General features: G+C 37.1%; 18 protein-coding genes and 1 riboswitch. Of the genes, 11 read left to right on the forward strand and 7 right to left on the reverse strand.

What is annotated here, in order from left to right; genetic code table 11:
• Positions 1-322: 322 nt before the first annotated feature.
• Positions 323-1,090 (forward strand): TerC family protein, encoded by a 768-nt coding sequence (locus ACFQZ9_RS08900; protein WP_198309844.1) that lies wholly within the window; start codon positions 323-325, stop codon positions 1,088-1,090.
• Between the two features lie 45 nt (positions 1,091-1,135).
• On the opposite strand, the gene ACFQZ9_RS08905 is transcribed toward ACFQZ9_RS08900, so the two are convergent.
• The gene (locus ACFQZ9_RS08905) at positions 1,136-1,564 is read right to left on the reverse strand and encodes an EamA family transporter (protein ID WP_198310167.1); all 429 of its coding nucleotides are present in this window, start codon (positions 1,562-1,564) and stop codon (positions 1,136-1,138) included.
• A gap of 218 nt (positions 1,565-1,782) precedes the next feature.
• Here ACFQZ9_RS08905 and ACFQZ9_RS08910 point away from each other — a divergent pair, with 218 nt between their 5' ends.
• The 6 genes from ACFQZ9_RS08910 (at position 1,783) to pssA (ACFQZ9_RS08935) (ending at position 7,040) form a co-directional block, all read left to right on the forward strand.
• Positions 1,783-2,388: an undecaprenyl-diphosphatase gene (locus tag ACFQZ9_RS08910; protein WP_498943368.1), complete on the forward strand. Its 606-nt coding sequence runs from the start codon at positions 1,783-1,785 to the stop codon at positions 2,386-2,388.
• Between the two features lie 69 nt (positions 2,389-2,457).
• Positions 2,458-4,140: a DUF6044 family protein gene (locus ACFQZ9_RS08915; protein ID WP_498943370.1), complete on the forward strand. Its 1,683-nt coding sequence runs from the start codon at positions 2,458-2,460 to the stop codon at positions 4,138-4,140.
• A gap of 21 nt (positions 4,141-4,161) precedes the next feature.
• A complete protein-coding gene (locus ACFQZ9_RS08920) occupies positions 4,162-5,154 on the forward strand; it encodes a glycosyltransferase family 2 protein (RefSeq protein ID WP_498943372.1) in 993 nt (330 codons plus the stop codon).
• Between the two features lie 8 nt (positions 5,155-5,162).
• The gene (locus tag ACFQZ9_RS08925; RefSeq protein ID WP_198309848.1) at positions 5,163-5,588 is read left to right on the forward strand and encodes a GtrA family protein; all 426 of its coding nucleotides are present in this window, start codon (positions 5,163-5,165) and stop codon (positions 5,586-5,588) included.
• 67 nt (positions 5,589-5,655) lie between these two features.
• Positions 5,656-6,318, forward strand: a complete 663-nt coding sequence (locus tag ACFQZ9_RS08930; protein WP_498943374.1) for a phosphatase PAP2 family protein — start codon at positions 5,656-5,658, stop codon at positions 6,316-6,318.
• 20 nt (positions 6,319-6,338) lie between these two features.
• Complete coding sequence (gene pssA, locus ACFQZ9_RS08935; RefSeq protein WP_498943376.1) at positions 6,339-7,040, forward strand: CDP-alcohol phosphatidyltransferase family protein; 702 nt, start codon at positions 6,339-6,341, stop codon at positions 7,038-7,040.
• 70 nt (positions 7,041-7,110) lie between these two features.
• Here pssA (ACFQZ9_RS08935) and ACFQZ9_RS08940 read toward each other — a convergent pair whose 3' ends face one another.
• Positions 7,111-7,881 (reverse strand): protein kinase family protein, encoded by a 771-nt coding sequence (locus ACFQZ9_RS08940; protein WP_498943377.1) that lies wholly within the window; start codon positions 7,879-7,881, stop codon positions 7,111-7,113.
• 174 nt (positions 7,882-8,055) lie between these two features.
• On the opposite strand from ACFQZ9_RS08940, the gene pssA (ACFQZ9_RS08945) reads away from it, so the two are divergent.
• Positions 8,056-8,547 carry a CDP-alcohol phosphatidyltransferase family protein gene (gene pssA / locus ACFQZ9_RS08945; protein WP_498943379.1) on the forward strand — a complete coding sequence of 164 codons (492 nt, stop codon included), beginning with the start codon at positions 8,056-8,058 and terminating at the stop codon, positions 8,545-8,547.
• Positions 8,548-8,582: 35 nt separating this feature from the next.
• On the opposite strand, the gene qoxD is transcribed toward pssA (ACFQZ9_RS08945), so the two are convergent.
• The 4 genes from qoxD to qoxA are packed head-to-tail and all read right to left on the reverse strand — an operon-like array spanning position 8,583 to position 12,467.
• Positions 8,583-8,879, reverse strand: coding sequence for a cytochrome aa3 quinol oxidase subunit IV (qoxD, locus tag ACFQZ9_RS08950; protein ID WP_198309853.1), 297 nt, complete (start codon positions 8,877-8,879; stop codon positions 8,583-8,585).
• Position 8,880: 1 nt separating this feature from the next.
• On the reverse strand, positions 8,881-9,486 hold the full coding sequence (qoxC, locus tag ACFQZ9_RS08955) for a cytochrome aa3 quinol oxidase subunit III (protein WP_133333534.1): 606 nt from the start codon (positions 9,484-9,486) through the stop codon (positions 8,881-8,883).
• Positions 9,476-11,455 carry a heme-copper oxidase family protein gene (gene qoxB / locus ACFQZ9_RS08960; RefSeq protein ID WP_498943382.1) on the reverse strand — a complete coding sequence of 660 codons (1,980 nt, stop codon included), beginning with the start codon at positions 11,453-11,455 and terminating at the stop codon, positions 9,476-9,478. The genes qoxC and qoxB overlap by 11 nt, the downstream gene beginning before the upstream one ends.
• A complete protein-coding gene (gene qoxA, locus ACFQZ9_RS08965; protein WP_498943384.1) occupies positions 11,445-12,467 on the reverse strand; it encodes a cytochrome c oxidase subunit II in 1,023 nt (340 codons plus the stop codon). Before qoxA ends, qoxB begins: the two co-directional genes overlap by 11 nt.
• Positions 12,468-12,832: 365 nt before the next feature.
• Here qoxA and ACFQZ9_RS08970 point away from each other — a divergent pair, with 365 nt between their 5' ends.
• Positions 12,833-13,138, forward strand: a complete 306-nt coding sequence (locus ACFQZ9_RS08970; RefSeq protein WP_198309856.1) for an iron-sulfur cluster assembly accessory protein — start codon at positions 12,833-12,835, stop codon at positions 13,136-13,138.
• Positions 13,139-13,203: 65 nt separating this feature from the next.
• Here the strand turns inward: ACFQZ9_RS08970 and ACFQZ9_RS08975 are convergent, their stop codons facing one another.
• Positions 13,204-14,052 carry a hypothetical protein gene (locus tag ACFQZ9_RS08975; RefSeq protein WP_498943385.1) on the reverse strand — a complete coding sequence of 283 codons (849 nt, stop codon included), beginning with the start codon at positions 14,050-14,052 and terminating at the stop codon, positions 13,204-13,206.
• A gap of 26 nt (positions 14,053-14,078) precedes the next feature.
• Positions 14,079-14,163, reverse strand: a riboswitch (cyclic di-GMP riboswitch).
• A 222-nt stretch (positions 14,164-14,385) separates the two neighbouring features.
• Between ACFQZ9_RS08975 and ACFQZ9_RS08980 the strand changes: the two genes are divergently transcribed.
• Positions 14,386-15,141 (forward strand): Cof-type HAD-IIB family hydrolase, encoded by a 756-nt coding sequence (locus ACFQZ9_RS08980; protein WP_498943387.1) that lies wholly within the window; start codon positions 14,386-14,388, stop codon positions 15,139-15,141.
• A gap of 116 nt (positions 15,142-15,257) precedes the next feature.
• The gene (locus ACFQZ9_RS08985; RefSeq protein WP_026575266.1) at positions 15,258-15,458 is read left to right on the forward strand and encodes a cold-shock protein; all 201 of its coding nucleotides are present in this window, start codon (positions 15,258-15,260) and stop codon (positions 15,456-15,458) included.
• Positions 15,459-15,551: the final 93 nt, after the last annotated feature.

Below are 15,551 nucleotides of genomic sequence, written 5' to 3' on the forward strand. Positions count from 1 at the left end.
TATAATGATAGTAATTAAATATTTCCTTTTAAAGGGGAGTAGCTGTACAATAAAGTCGTCATTTCGAGAAACCAGATTTCTCCGGCTTTATTGGCAACGATGACGTTGTTAGCAAGACCTTTACTTCGGGTAAATGTTCAAACATTTAGCCCAGTAAAGGTCTTTTTGTATTCTTAGGCCTTTACCAGGGTAAAAGTTAGGCTTTTACCCACAGGTAAAGGCCTATTTTTATTGCTATAGCTTACATTCTTGTAGAGACTGAGCTTTTGCAATATTCAAATGGCAAAAGGAGAAATTTAAAAATTTTAAGGAGGTTTGTTTAATGGATTTTACAATTTTATTGGAGTATGGCTGGGTATTATTGGTTCTAGTGGCTTTGGAAGGTCTTTTAGCAGCAGATAACGCATTGGTGCTGGCAATCATGGTGAAACATCTTCCGGAGGAAAAACGAAAAAAAGCTTTATTTTATGGTTTAGCGGGTGCATTTATGTTCCGTTTTGCTTCATTATTTGTCATTTCTTATCTTGTGGATGTATGGCAAGTTCAGGCAATTGGGGCCATTTATTTGTTGTTCATGGCGGGAAATCATATTTTTCGAAAGCTGGCGAAGAGTAAGACGGAAGAAAAACCGAAAGAGCCAAAAAAGAGCGGGTTTTGGACTACTGTGTTAAAGGTAGAACTAGCGGATCTTGCCTTTGCGGTAGATTCAATCCTTGCAGCAGTAGCGATGGCGGTGGTGTTACCTGAAACAAAGCTTCCGAATATTGGCGGCCTAGATGGTGGTAAGTTCTTAGTAATTTTTGCCGGAGGCTTTCTTGGATTGATCATAATGCGTTTTGCGGCAAATAAATTTGTCCAGTTATTGGAGAAACGCCCAGGTCTTGAAATGGCTGCCTTTATGATTGTTGGCTGGGTAGGGGTAAAGCTAGTTGTCTATACACTTTCACATCCTGCACTCGCGATTTTAAATGAAGAATTTGCCCATTCAACTGAGTGGAAAATTAGCTTTTATCTTGTTTTAGTCGCGATTGCAGCCGGAGGATGGTTCTTATCACGGGAAACTGCAAAAAAAGAATCAAAAGCATCATAATTTACTCTTGAAAAAGTAAAGGCAGACTGCCTTTACTTTTTCATTTTAATGAAATGCCGTCAAAATCACACCCACTGCAATCAATGCTACCCCAATCCCATTCAGCAAACTAAGCTTCTCCCCAAATAGGAAAATGGCCAGAAGTGTTGCGATAACCACGCTTAATTTATCTACTGGAGCCACCTGTGAAACTTTCCCTAATTTTAAAGCAAAAAAATAGAACAACCACGAAGCAGCACCCGCAATACCACTCAATGTGATAAATAAAATAGCCTTTTTATCATGTAAAATAATAGGTATTTTATTGAGGTTTCCCTCAAACACAACAACACCCATTAAAAAGATTGCCATTATGATTGCTCGAATGGCGGTTGCGGTATTGGCATCAATATTTTGTAAACCCATTTTTCCAAAGATCGAAACGAAAGCAGCAGATACAGCAGATAATAGTGCAAAAATAAGCCACGACATAATTTCATCTCACCCTTCATTTCTTTTATCTTTTCAATTTTTTAATGGGTAAACCCTCTTCTACAATCGAATTTAATAAATATTTAATACTCGATTCATACAAAATTTAAGCTGGAGGTCTATTCTAATCGTGTGGGTAAAAGTGTTTTTTACAACGTCACACTGTGGAGTATTACTCTTAGTAAAATCTTAAAAGAGTGAGGTAAAGGTGGAGGAAGAAATTGTTAACACACTTAGATTATACAGCATTTCAATGGGTTAATCATTTAGCCATCACGGACCATTTTATGAATCCATTCATGGTATTTTTAGCCGATAAAGCAGAGTATTTATTTTTTGCAGGCATGCTATTTTATTGGTTTTATCATAAAGAGCAAAATCGGAAAATGGTTGCAACTGCCTGCATAGCAGCCTGTCTTGCATTAGCAACAAACATGATCATTGGAGACTTTTATTATCGTTCGCGTCCATTTGTCGCCCATCATGTGATCATGCTGATTTCACACGCAAAGAATGCTTCTTTTCCAAGTGACCATGCGACCGCAGCATTTGTGATTGCCATGACAATTTGGTTGTGGAAAAAACGGAATGGTTGGATTTGGCTCCTTTTAGCCGCGGGAATTGCTTTATCACGCGTATGGACAGGGGTTCATTATCCATTAGATGTCATTGCCGGTATGATAATTGGAATAGTAACTGCAGTTGTGGTTTATCTACTAACAGCAAGCTGGGGAAAATTAAATCAGTTTATTGAGTTTCTTATCAATATTTATGAAAAACTTGAAAGCAAGATCTTTAATACTACTCTAATAAAAAATGAAAAATAGTTCTATATAATTGGAAAATCACAAAAATTAAATGAACAATGTGATTTAAGAATCGGTGAGAGAATGAAGATGTTTTGGACAAATTTGAATAAAGAAAAACAGCATTTATATTATGCAACCTGTATATTAGTACTTTATTTATCGCCATTATTTATTCTAGGTGAAAATTCCCATATTCGAGTTCATGATAATTTGGACTCGAATATTTCTTGGTATAAAGTGCTCAATGATAGCGGGCAACTGTTTGGCGGAATAAACTCGGTTATCCCGCAAATTATTAATGGATTACCAAGAAATGCATTTGGAACAGAATTCAGTGGGATCCAGTGGCTTCACAATTTGTTTCCGTCCATGCTTGCATTTTCAATCAGTCAAGCAATTACAAGGATTTTTGCCTTTTTGGGTATGTACCTTTTATTAAAAAGGCATTTTGTTAAGGCGGAGGAGGCTTATTTAATCCGCATCTATGTTTCGCTGGCATTTGCACTTACTCCATTTTGGCCTTCAGGAATGCTTAGCACCCTCGGGATGCCGCTTGCATTTTGGGCTTTTTTAAATATAAGAGAAGGAAGGTACTCTTGGAAGGAGTGGCTCACGCTCATTCTGCTTCCGTTTTATTCAAGTTTTGTGCTTGGATTTTTCTTTTTTCTTACAGCGATTGGGCTGCTTTGGCTCAGGGATTTAGTGGTTAAGAAGAGAGTAAACTGGGTCTTTTTTGGCAGCATTATTGCCATGACACTTATTTATTTAATCATCGAGTACCGCCTTGTTTATTCTTTAGTTTTTCCGGAGGCACCGACAAATCGGAATGAATTTTTTGAATCCACAAATGGTTTCTGGAGTACGATTCGTTTAATTTTCAAAAATTATTTTCTAGGACATACACATGTGATGACCCTACATACATTTGTGATTGTTCCGCTTACCTTTCTTGTGATTTGGGCCATTAAAAATAAACAGAAAGGTCATATAGAAAAACAGTTTATTTACCTATTTATTTTGAATTTTATTCTATCTGTCTGGTATGCTTTTTGGTTTTATAAAGGATGGATACCGTTAAAAGAACGAGTGCCCTTTTTAAATACCTTTAATTTTTCTAGATTTCATTTTTTAAGGCCATTGATTATTTATTTGATGTTTGCCGTAGGATCCTATATTTTATGGCGGATGGGCAAGCACTGGAAACTATTCGTTAAGTTATGTTTGGTTGGTCAACTCCTAGTACTATTTGGGGCAAATAATGAAATCTATTATCGGGTGGCAGGAACACCGACATTTAAACAATTTTATGCAACTACTCAATTTTCCGATATTAAAAAATACATTGGTAAGCCGCAAAATAGCTATCGTGTTGTAAGTATCGGAATTCATCCTGCTATCGCTCAATACAATGGTTTTTATACGCTGGATACTTATAATAATTTTTACCCACTAGCTTACAAGCATCAGTTCCGCAAAATAATTGCAAAAGAATTGGATAAGAGTCCCACATTAAAATCCTATTTCGACCATTGGGGCGGGAGATGTTATATTTTTGTTTCTGAATTAGGGAAAAAGTATGATTTTACAAAGGATTCAAAAGTGGAAATCCATCATCTTCAGCTTAATACCAAGGTATTGAAAAGTATGGGAGGAAAATATATATTCTCGGCTGTTCCAATTTTAAACGCCAAAGAAAACAAGCTGGAATTTAAAAAGGCATTTAACCAAAAGAGTTCTGCTTGGAAAATTTATCTTTATGAAGTAAAATAATGTAGTTTAAGGAGTCTTATCATGAATAAACCGGTATTAACCATCGTTGTACCCTGTTATAATGAAGAAGAAGTCTTTATGGAAACATCTACCCAATTATCTCGTATATTGGAAGTGTTAATCGCTGACTCGCTTATTTCAAGGGAAAGTAAATTATTGTTTGTGGATGATGGCAGCAAGGACCGGACATGGGAGTTAATAGAAAATGAAAGTGGACATAATTCTTTTGTTAAAGGTTTAAAGCTTGCTAAAAATGTCGGACATCAAAATGCATTAATGGCAGGTCTTGAAACAGCAGCGAAGCAATCGGATTGTGTCATATCCATTGATGCTGATTTACAGGACGACATTAACGTAATCCAAGCATTTCTTGAAAAGTATTGGGAAGGGTACGATATTGTTTATGGAGTGAGAGAAAGCCGGGAAACAGATACCTTTTTTAAAAGAACCACTGCTGTCGGGTTCTATCGTTTTATGGATAGAATTGGGATAAAATTAGTTCCTAATCATGCAGATTTTCGGCTTATGAGTAAACGGGCACTTGAGGAATTATTTAAATTCAAAGAGACAAATCTCTTTTTGCGCGGCTTGGTTCCACTTGTCGGATTCTCATCTGCAAAGGTATATTATGATCGTAAGGAGAGGTTTGCGGGAGAATCGAAATATCCGTTAAAAAAAATGCTTGCCTTTGCATTCGATGGAATCTCTTCCTTTAGCGTAGCCCCAATCCGCTTTGTAACCTTTATTGGTTTCTTGGCCATGGTTATTAGTATTCTTGCCGGAGTGTATGCACTGATTCAAGACCTTTTAGGACATACTGTTTCTGGCTGGACATCACTAGTCATCTCCATTTGGTTTGTTGGAGGACTGCAGCTAATGGGATTAGGTATTATTGGTGAATATATTGGCAAAATATATTTTGAAGTGAAAAAACGTCCAAGATTTGCGATTGAAATAGACAGCTTTTCCACTTGTCAAACCAATCAGCAAATAAAAGAGGCAATTGGTCATTAGGAGCAGGTATGAAATATTCTTTTATTCGTTTTGTCATGGTAGGGATTTTGAATACGATTGTTGGGTTATCGGTTATGTATCTTCTTTTACATGCACTCCATTTATCATACTGGAACTCAACCTTCATCGGTAATTCCATTGGAGCGATTGTAAGCTTCTTTTTAAATAGAAGCTTTACTTTTAAAAGTCAGAATGCTGTTTCAAAAACTGCCATCCGTTTTATTGTGGTCATTTTGTGCTGTTATTTTATTTCTTATGATTTAGGAAAAAATTTAGTTTCAGCCATTCTAATTTCAAATCATTTCTTTAGTGAAAAAATAAGAACCGATTTGGCGGTCCTTGTCGGTACTGGACTTTATACCGTGCTTAATTATTTAGGGCAAAAGTTATTTGTTTTTTCAAAAAAGGATGTTTTAGTTGAAACAAAATCATGAGATAAACGTAGAAAAACCAGGAGGTTCTGACCGGACCTCTTTTTTCTATCATAAAAGGAGTAAGCTCATGAATATAAAGAAATATTTATTTATTGCCTTTATTATTAGCTTGGTGAGTGTAATTGGTTTTGGGACGGTTTCCATACTTATTAGTGATGAAAAGATCGGGCATTTTGACAGCACGGTTATTTCGGCGGTTCAAGGACTCGAAACGCCTGGCCTTACTAAGGTAATGAAATTGTTTACCTTTATTGGTTCGACACGGGTTGTTATCATTCTTTCTCTTGTCCTTTTGTTTTTTCTCTACAAGATATTGCATCATCGCTTGGAATTGATCTTATTTGTAAGTGTCATAGCCGGTGCAGGAATTTTAAATGGTGTTTTAAAGCATTTTTTTCAGCGGACACGTCCTAATTTGCACCGCCTGATTGAGATCAGTGGTTATAGTTTTCCAAGCGGACATGCCATGAGTGCTTTTGCCTTTTACGGTGTGCTTGCCTTCTTACTTTGGCGCCATATTTCAACCAGGATAGGGAGAACCATTTTAATTATTGTTAGTTGTTTTATGATTCTTGCCATTGGTATAAGCCGGATTTATCTAGGGGTACATTATCCAAGTGATATTATTGGGGGATATTTTGCAAGTGGTTTTTGGCTCACTGCTGCTATTTGGGTTTTTCAATTTTATAAAGAAAAACGGTATAATAGGAAGCAGGGATATAATGAGTGAGAGGTTTTTGAAAAATTGGAGTGATACATATTATAAGAAACAGTATTCCTAACCTTTTTACGCTTTTAAATTTATTTTTTGGATTTTTATCTGTCATGTATTCGGCACTTGGGGATTATAAAAATGCAGCAATTCTGATTCTGATTGGAATGATGCTCGATAGTATGGATGGGCGGATTGCCCGGATGCTAAATGTCGAAAGTGAACTTGGAAAGGAATTAGACTCACTTGCCGATATTGTAACCTTTGGTGTTGCACCGGCGATGATGGCCTATTATTCCTATTTTTCTGATTTTGGAAAATTTGGGATGGCGATTTCAGCGCTATTCCCGTTATTTGGTGCTTACCGCTTGGCGCGATTCAATATTAATGCGGTCAAATCATCACTGCACTATTTTACAGGCGTTCCCATTACAGCAGGTGGGGGACTTCTAACGTTATTAACCTTATTTCACGGCAAAATGCCAGCGATTATTCTGCCGATTGCCTTTTTTGTAATTTGTTATTTAATGGTTAGCACCATTAAAATCCCAAGCCTAAAGGATATTCCTTTGCCGAAATACGGAATTATTATCACCTTATTCCTTGGTTATGCTATTTATATTGTCTTTAAGAAAGAGCAGCATCGTTTTCCATACTTCATATACGTAGCCATTCCGCTTTATGTAGCTTTTATAAGTTATCAATTAGTTAGGTTTAAGCGAAACGGTCCAAAAAAATAAAATTCAAAAAAAGAGAAGTACATTTCACTTGAACTGTACTTCTTTTGTATATTTCAATCAAACTGATTCATTAATCACTGAAATATTTCTTGATAAATTTTAATATTAAAATAGGCAGTGCCTTTTTTGCAGAAAGTAGATATTGATACAAGGCTTTCTTTTCCGAAGAAGATACATCCCAATCATCGGGAATCGTATTAATTACGGATAAGATTTGCTCAGAAGGAAGTGCAAGCACTTTTTCTGTAAATTTCATAAGTGATTTGGGGTCGTCTATTTGAGTAACCGCCCATGTGTGAGCGGCCTGGTTTAGTAAATTCATGGGAACTTGTTTCAACTTTTCTTTTGAACTTGCATACCCTGGAAAACATAGTCCGTGATCAATTAAATGAAGATAACATTTGTTATCAGAAAGTCTTTCTAACAGAACGTTTCCCGTATCCCGATCATTGTTATTTACCCAATAGTCGAACACAATAATTCCCGGTAATACATTGAGATTAACAATTTCTTCTTTAATTCGGGGTTCCCAAAGCCCCGTACAATCTTTAAGCAAAAGACTAGCAAATTGATGTCCCGGTGTAAGCCCATAGCGGTAAAGAACTGGAAACTTTTTGAAATCTGATTTGGAGAAATAAGCCATCTCAAAAGGTGCTACGGGCAGTCCTAATAATTGTGCAAGTTTCCCCACCACCCAATCATTCACGAGGACCCTTGTTCCTTGGGGATTGTCCTTAAATTTTACAAGATAAGTGTTTCCATCACTCATTTCAAAAAGTTGAGGCTTTGAATAACCCTCCTTGAAGTTTCCTAAGTAGCGAACCGGATAAATACGATTCAAAATAAAATTTCCTCCCTTTTTCTTCATATTACCAATATATGTACAAACATAACTCACGGAATGGTTGATTATAAAAAGACTGGAAATAATTTTTCTGTTCTATATGAGAATAATGGAGAAAACGAATGATAAGGCTACAGAAGAGGAGTATTGCTTAATGAAGGGGGAGGGAAGTTGGTTAATCATCTTGTCAAAGCCGTGCCTAATTTGTTTACAATCGGAAATCTATTATGCGGTGTTTTTTCAATCACCTTTAATATGAGTGGATTTATAGGAGGCGCCTCAATTTTTATTTTCCTATCAGCTGTTTTTGATCTCTTCGATGGACGGGTTGCCAGAAAGTTAAAGGTGAACAGTGAACTTGGTGTAGTCTTGGATTCACTGGCGGATATTGTTAGCTTTGGGGTTGCTCCGGCGCTTATATTTCATTCGATCGCAGCACCATCCATTTTAACTTCTTTGGCTTTTATTCTTTTTCCAACCATGGGTGCATTAAGGTTGGCAAGGTTTAGTGTAAATCCGACCATTGGGTATTTTAAGGGCCTGCCGATTCCAGCTGCAGGCCTGCCACTAGCCGGAATGGGATTGTTTACCTATAGTAATGCATGGATCACCATTCTTTTGGCTGTTTTAATGGTAAGTCCGATTAAAGTAAAGAAATTATAAAAAAACCTAGTCTGTAGACTAGGTTTTTTATAATTTTACATTCCACCAAATGACATAACCCAAATGGATCCGGCAACGGTTACGACAGCAATAAAAACACCATAAATCACGTTAATCGTTTGCGCTGCACTGTCTTCACCATCTCTTAAGTGCATGAACATAAACAGCTGCAGACCGGCTTGAATGATAGCGAGCGTGCCGATAATCCACATAATGGCATTGAAAGATAAACCTGTTTTTAAAGCTACAAAGAGAGCAGCAAAAGTTAAAACTAATGAAAAAACAAATCCTAATACTTGTGTTAGTGGTGTACCATGTGAATGTTTCTCCATCTTAAGCCACCATCCCTTTTAAATACACAAATGTGAAGATGAAAATCCAAACAACATCAAGGAAGTGCCAGTATAGACCGATAATAAAAGCCTTACGGGCTGTTACTGGAGTCAAGCCTTTTTTCGCAATTTGAATCATTACCATGACAGCCCAGCCAATTCCCATGCTTACGTGCAATCCATGTGTACCTAATAGGACAAAGAATCCTGATAGGAATGCACTAGTTTGCATTGTAGCACCTTCATGAACGTAGGCGATAAATTCTTCAATTTCCATCCCAACAAAGCCGGCACCCAGTAATAAAGTAATAATCATCCAGGTTAATAGACCTTTTTTATTACCACGGTGCATTTCATAAATGGCTAAGCCGCACGTAAAACTACTGGTTAGGAGCAGGATGGTTTCGATCATAACCCCTTTAATTTCAAAAAGTTCGTGTGGGGTAGGACCACCGGCATAACGGTGGTCAAGTACTGCATAGGTTGCAAAGAGTGTTGCAAATAGAATGATTTCCGCACCTAAGAAAATCCAGAAGCCAAAAATATTCATTCGGCTTTGTTCTGTTTGATATTCAAGCGGTAGAGCAGTGTTTACATTAGCTGACATGATTTTTCTTCACTCCTTTTTGGAGGTCTCTCCATGCTTTTTCCGTCTTTTTAATTTCATCTACCGGTACATGGAAGCCATCCTTGTAATCGAATGAACGGAAAATCAAGCAGGCGAAAATGCCTAATAATGCAACAAGTGCGGCAATTTTCCATTCAAAGATAAGGAAGAATCCTGCGATTCCCATGACTACTGCCATCACAATTGGAAGACCTGAATTGTTTGGCATATGAATTTCTTCCAAGTCATCTTCTTTTAACTCTAGACCTTCATTGTGTTTCTTCATGTACCAGAAGGCATCAATTGATTTCACTTCAGGTAGTTTTGCAAAATTATAGAATTGAACAGGGGAAGATGTAGCCCATTCGAGTGTACGTGCATCCCATGGATCGCTTGAAATATTGCGGTCTGCATAGCGAGCGCTCCAATAAATGTTATAACATAAGAAACCAAAGCCGATTGCAAGAATTCCTGCACCAATCGCAGAAACGAGCATCAATGGTCCAAAGCCTGTTTCCGCAGAGTACGTGTAAGCACGTCTGACGGCACCGTCTAATCCAAGGAAGAACATTGGCATAAAGGTCATATTAAAACCAATTACAAAGAACCAGAAATGAAGTTTTCCAAGCTTTTCGTTCAGCATATGACCGAACATTTTTGGCCACCAGTAGTAAAGTCCGGCGAATACTGCAAATACTACACCTGGAATTAATACATAGTGGAAATGCGCTACTAGGAACAGTGTATTATGGTATTGATAATCTGCTGCACCCATTGCAAGCATAACCCCGGTTACGCCTCCGATCAGAAAGCAAGGGACGAAAGCTAATGCCCAAAGCATCGCTGTTGTAAATTGAATGCGTCCTTTACGCATTGTAAACAGCCAGTTAAACATTTTAACTCCGGTAGGGATAGCAATCATCATCGTTGTAATCGAGAAAATCGAGTTAACTGCAGGCCCTGCTCCCATTGTAAAGAAATGATGGACCCAAACGAGCATACTTAAAAGGGCGATACCAACAATCGAGAAAACCATCGATTTATAACCATACAGCATTTTACGAGAGAAGGTTGAAATAACCTCTGAAAACATTCCAAACGCTGGAAGAACAACAATATATACTTCTGGGTGACCCCATAACCAGAACAGGTTCGCCCACATCATTGGGTTTCCGTCACCAGAAACGGTAAAGAAGTGCGTTCCGAAAATCCGGTCAAATGTCATTAATGCAAGAGCAACAGTGAAAATAGGGAAGGAAGCCCAAATAATTACGGATGCGATGAAAGATGTCCAAGTAAACATTGGCATTTTCATTAACGTCATACCAGGAGCTCTCATTTTTAAAACTGTGACGATAAAGTTGATCCCCGTCATTAATGTACCAATCCCGGCAATCTGGATGGCAACGGCATAAAAGTTATTCCCAATACCAGGAGTAAATTCTTTTCCTGCAAGAGGGAAGTAAGCAGTCCAACCTGCATCCGGAGAACCACCAATAACAAACGAAATATTAAACAGCATTGCTCCGGCAAAAGTTAACCAAAAACTTAATGCATTCAATTGCGGAAAGGCAACGTCTCGTGCACCAATTTGCAAAGGAACAACCACGTTCATTAATCCGATTAAGAACGGCATAGCCATGAAGAGAATCATTATGACGCCGTGTGTTGTGAAAATTTCATTATAGTGCTGTGCATCAAGAATTTTTCCATCTGGGGTAGCGGTTTGGGCTTTCATTAATAACCCGTCAATTCCACCGCGGAAAAACATGAGTACTCCGACAAGAATATACATAATCCCAATCCGTTTATGATCAACAGTTGTGAACCATTCCTGCCACAGCCATTTCCATTTTTTAAAATAGGTTACACCTACAACAATACCAATCATGGTTAAAGCAATGGCAACTTGCGAGCCTAAGATTAGAGGGTCTCCGGTAATAAAAAACTTATCCCACTTAATGTCCACTATGGTCACCTCCATTGGAATTTCCACTCATGTCCATGTCCTTCATATCCATATCATTCATATCCATTGACTTTCCTTCTGCCTGACCCTCCATGTGCATTTCATGGTTATCAGGTTCTTTAAAAATTTTCCCTGGGTAGTCGTGATTTCTGTACAATTCAGGGAATGTGTAGGTTTTCGAATGCATATCACCGTGATCAACATAGGCTAGGTGCGTGTTTGAAAAGGTTTGACGGCCTAAGTTTGATGGTTTTAATAGTTCAACATATTTCTTTTCCGATAATTTTGGTGCAGTGTTCTTTACATCCTTCACCCATTTGTTAAACTTCTGCGGTGATTGGGCTTCCACAGTAAATTCCATTCCCGCATAGCCTTTTCCATTAAAGTTTGTGTTTTTACCGATATATTCACCAGGTTGATCAGCTACAAGGTAAAGTTGAGTTTCCATTTTTGCCATAGTATATTTTTGACCGCCTAAAGCAGGAATCCAAAAAGAGTTCATCGTACCCGCAGAGGTAAGCTTAAATTTAATTGGGGTACCAACTGGAACGTTCAAATAGTTCACCGTTTCAATTCCTTGATCCGGATAACTAAAGATCCATTTCCAATCTGCGGAAGTAACATTGATGGTGATTGGCTTTTTATTTTCATAGCCTTTCGGAACTTTTTCAAGATTATAAATTGATTTAACCGTCGGAATGGTTAGCGCAATAACAATCAGAATCGGGATGACAGTCCAGGTGATTTCAAGTTTTGTACTGCCATGTTCCTCTGGTGGCTCGTAATCTTTATTTTTATCTGTTGCGCGGTACTTCCACACAATAAACACAAACAAGCCAATTACAACAATTACAACAAGTGCCATGAAAATCAGTGACCAGTTAATCAGGCCTAAAATTTCTCTTGCTGCAGGCCCCTTAGGTTGAAAAACAACCATATTTGGCTCACAGCCGCTTAAAAATAATACCGGTAAAAAAGCTAATAGGGGAATCAAATAACCCTTTTTAAACATTTTTTACGCTCCTTTCAATAAAGTTGTTCATATTTTCACAAATAAATGTGTGAATTCATTCACAATATTGCACAAGATCCAACCCTACTAATCTTCAAATATTGTGATTTGACTTACCATTTCATGGTCCCTTTACTCGGGTTGTTAATTTTTGTTAATTTAGAGTAATTCTTCTTAAAGTCATCTTAGCAAGTTGTCTGTGATGTTTGTATAGGTTTTTGAAAATATTTGTGACAAATTTGTTAAAGTTTTTGACACTTGGGTAGAAAGTGGCGGATTTTGAGGGGAAATATGGATAAAAGGTGTCTATTTTTATTTAAAAATGGGATAATAAAATTAAATTATTTTGGAATAGGAGAATAAAAGTGAAAGTCAAAATTAATCGAAATGCAGCAAAAGCGTTGAAAAAAATGTTGGAACAAGAAGAGGCACAAGGGAAGTTGTTTCGTGTATTTGTTACCCATATGCATGGGGATCATGCTCATTATGATTTAATGCTGGATACACCAACTGAAAAGGATGAGGTAGTAAAAACAGATAAGGATATTGATTTTATTCTTGAAAAAGGCGATGAATATTTGGACGGTATCTGGATTCAATTTTTCCAGGTGCCAAAAGAAGAATGGTTAATTACCAATCCATCAAAAGGCGATCATCACCATCACCATTAATAATAGTTAAATAAACAACAATGATAAAAACACCCCGCGATTTGATCACGGGGTGTTTATTATTTTTAGTTATCATCACCTTCATGATTGCCATCATGGTCACCATTATCATTATCGTTATCATCATGGTCGCCATTTTGACCATGATGACTATCGTTATCTTTTAATTCATCGTTCTTGCCAGTTCCTTGATTTCCACTGACTTCAGTGAAATCCTTCACTAGTTCAAAAGAAGTTCCATTTAATAGTTTTACGCTGCCTTCAAGATGATCGCCAACTTTTAATCCTAATCTTGATTGAATAGTTTTAAGCGTTTCCTCTTGCGTTAGATTTTTAGAATGTTCCAATTGTTTTATAAGCGAAACAACCTGGCCTTTAGGTAGAGATTTTTTATCAATATTGACAGTAAATTTTTTACCCTTTAATTCATAGTCAAATTGAATAGATTTCTTTGAAGTTACAATTTTCAATTCCAAATCCTCAATTTTATTGGCAAATTTCACTCCGCTTTTATCTTTTTCTGCACCATCTTTTACTTTATCATTATCCGAATCAGCGTCAGCAGGGTTTGTACCTAAATTAATTTCTGCTTGGTTGCTTAATTGATCTTTATCCGAATCTTCTAAGCTATCAGGAATCTTATCTTTATCTGTATCCTTTGAAGTTGGATTTAATTTTAACTTGTATTCTATTAAATTAGATAAACCATCTTTATCTTTATCCTGTTTGGCAAGATTTTTACCCGAGAGTTTATATTTTTTTTCCCATTTGTCATCCATGCCATTTTTATTCTTGTCCACTTTTTGCGAGCTCTTTTTGTGGGTAGTTCCTTTCGCAGCCACTGCTGAAACACCTTGTGATAACACAAGTGACAGCGCAAGACCGCTAACTAATAATTTGTTCGTGTTCTTCATACATTTTCTCCTTCACCTAATAATTTTTCGGCAACTGGCTGGCGTAGTTCTCCCACCTTAGCCCCTCTAGTTTTGCGTACCTATGTTTCCATAGGCTTGCCTTTATCGTTGCAAATTTGAAGAAAATATGTACAACGAATAAGATAAATATAATGACTTTTTTTTAAAAAGTAAATCTGCTCTTCAGTAAATTTGCAAATATTTATTGAGAAAGGCAGCATCGGATTTTGTAAGCTAAAAATAATTATATATGTAAAACTGAGGAGCTCATTTTTTGATAATGACATGAAGAAGATGTTACTCTAAACGGTAAAGAGAGAAGGGAGTATATAAATGGATAATCTCATAAATAAACCTAATATCAAACTTATTGCCCTTGATATGGATGGAACCCTTTTAAATGACAAGGGAGAAGTTTCAGTGGGAAACCGTGAGGCTATAAAAGATGCGCAGGAAAAGGGAATCTATGTTGTCCTAAGTACGGGACGTTCCTTAAGAACATGCAGGGAGCATGCAGATTCACTTGAACTCACATCCTTTCTTGTAACTGTAAATGGGAGTGAGATCTGGGACGATAAGCGCGAATTAGTCGAAAGAAATCTAATGAAGGCTGACCTAATCCAATGGATGTGGGAATTGTCAAAGCATCATAATACGAAGTTTTGGGCAATCAGCACGGAACGAAACTGGTTTAATGATATGCCGGAGGACCTACATAGCTTTGAGTGGTTAAAATTTGGATTTGATATTGATGATGATGAAATTCGAGAAATCATTAAAAAAGAGCTTCAATCCAAAGGTGAATTTGAGCTGAGCAACTCAACGCTTAAGAATATTGAAGTCAATCCGCTTGGTATAAATAAGGCCAAGGGATTAAAAATTGTTTGTGAACGTCTTGGAATTGATATGGAGAATGTCATGGCTTGCGGGGACAGTTTAAATGATATAGCGATGATTAAAGAAGCGGGTTTTGGCGTGGCGATGGGGAATGCGCAGGAAATCGTGAAAAAAACTGCTGAATGGGTTACCTCAGTCAACAATGAAGATGGAGTGGCAAAAGCCATTCGAAAATGGGCACTGGGAAAATAAAATTTATTCAAAATTGATAATTAGGGTTTAAAAATAATTTTTTTGGGAAAAGCTATTTTAGCAAGTATATTTTTGCAAAACATGTATTGGCTAAATGCTAGGAGGCTACAAAAGAAATGGAACATGGTAAAGTAAAATGGTTTAACAGTGAAAAAGGGTTTGGATTTATTGAGCGTGATGGTGGGGATGATGTATTTGTTCACTTTTCTGCTATTCAAGGCGAAGGGTACAAAACATTAGACGAGGGTCAAGAAGTTACCTTTGATATCGAAAATGGACAACGCGGTCCACAAGCTGTAAATGTGCATAAGGCATAAAAATGATAAAACAAACTCCATTTAGTGGAGTTTGTTTTTTGTACTTTAAGAAATTATAAAATTGCTGCGAAGAAGAAACTCGACGTAGAAGCA

The organism is Neobacillus sp. GCM10027624, assembly GCF_042675345.1.
Taxonomy (GTDB): domain Bacteria; phylum Bacillota; class Bacilli; order Bacillales; family Cytobacillaceae; genus Neobacillus; species Neobacillus cucumis_D.

What these genes read in the sequence shown, in the direction of transcription:
- ACFQZ9_RS08920 (WP_498943372.1), top strand. Translation starts at nt 4,162, where the DNA reads ATGAATAAACCGGTATTAACCATCGTTGTACCCTGTTATAATGAAGAA.
- qoxC (WP_133333534.1), bottom strand. Translation starts at nt 9,486, where the DNA reads ATGTCAGCTAATGTAAACACTGCTCTACCGCTTGAATATCAAACAGAA.
- ACFQZ9_RS08985 (WP_026575266.1), top strand. Translation starts at nt 15,258, where the DNA reads ATGGAACATGGTAAAGTAAAATGGTTTAACAGTGAAAAAGGGTTTGGA.
- ACFQZ9_RS08925 (WP_198309848.1), top strand. Translation starts at nt 5,163, where the DNA reads ATGAAATATTCTTTTATTCGTTTTGTCATGGTAGGGATTTTGAATACG.
- ACFQZ9_RS08900 (WP_198309844.1), top strand. Translation starts at nt 323, where the DNA reads ATGGATTTTACAATTTTATTGGAGTATGGCTGGGTATTATTGGTTCTA.
- ACFQZ9_RS08930 (WP_498943374.1), top strand. Translation starts at nt 5,656, where the DNA reads ATGAATATAAAGAAATATTTATTTATTGCCTTTATTATTAGCTTGGTG.
- ACFQZ9_RS08980 (WP_498943387.1), top strand. Translation starts at nt 14,386, where the DNA reads ATGGATAATCTCATAAATAAACCTAATATCAAACTTATTGCCCTTGAT.
- qoxA (WP_498943384.1), bottom strand. Translation starts at nt 12,467, where the DNA reads ATGTTTAAAAAGGGTTATTTGATTCCCCTATTAGCTTTTTTACCGGTA.
- qoxD (WP_198309853.1), bottom strand. Translation starts at nt 8,879, where the DNA reads ATGGAGAAACATTCACATGGTACACCACTAACACAAGTATTAGGATTT.
- ACFQZ9_RS08915 (WP_498943370.1), top strand. Translation starts at nt 2,458, where the DNA reads ATGTTTTGGACAAATTTGAATAAAGAAAAACAGCATTTATATTATGCA.
- ACFQZ9_RS08975 (WP_498943385.1), bottom strand. Translation starts at nt 14,052, where the DNA reads ATGAAGAACACGAACAAATTATTAGTTAGCGGTCTTGCGCTGTCACTT.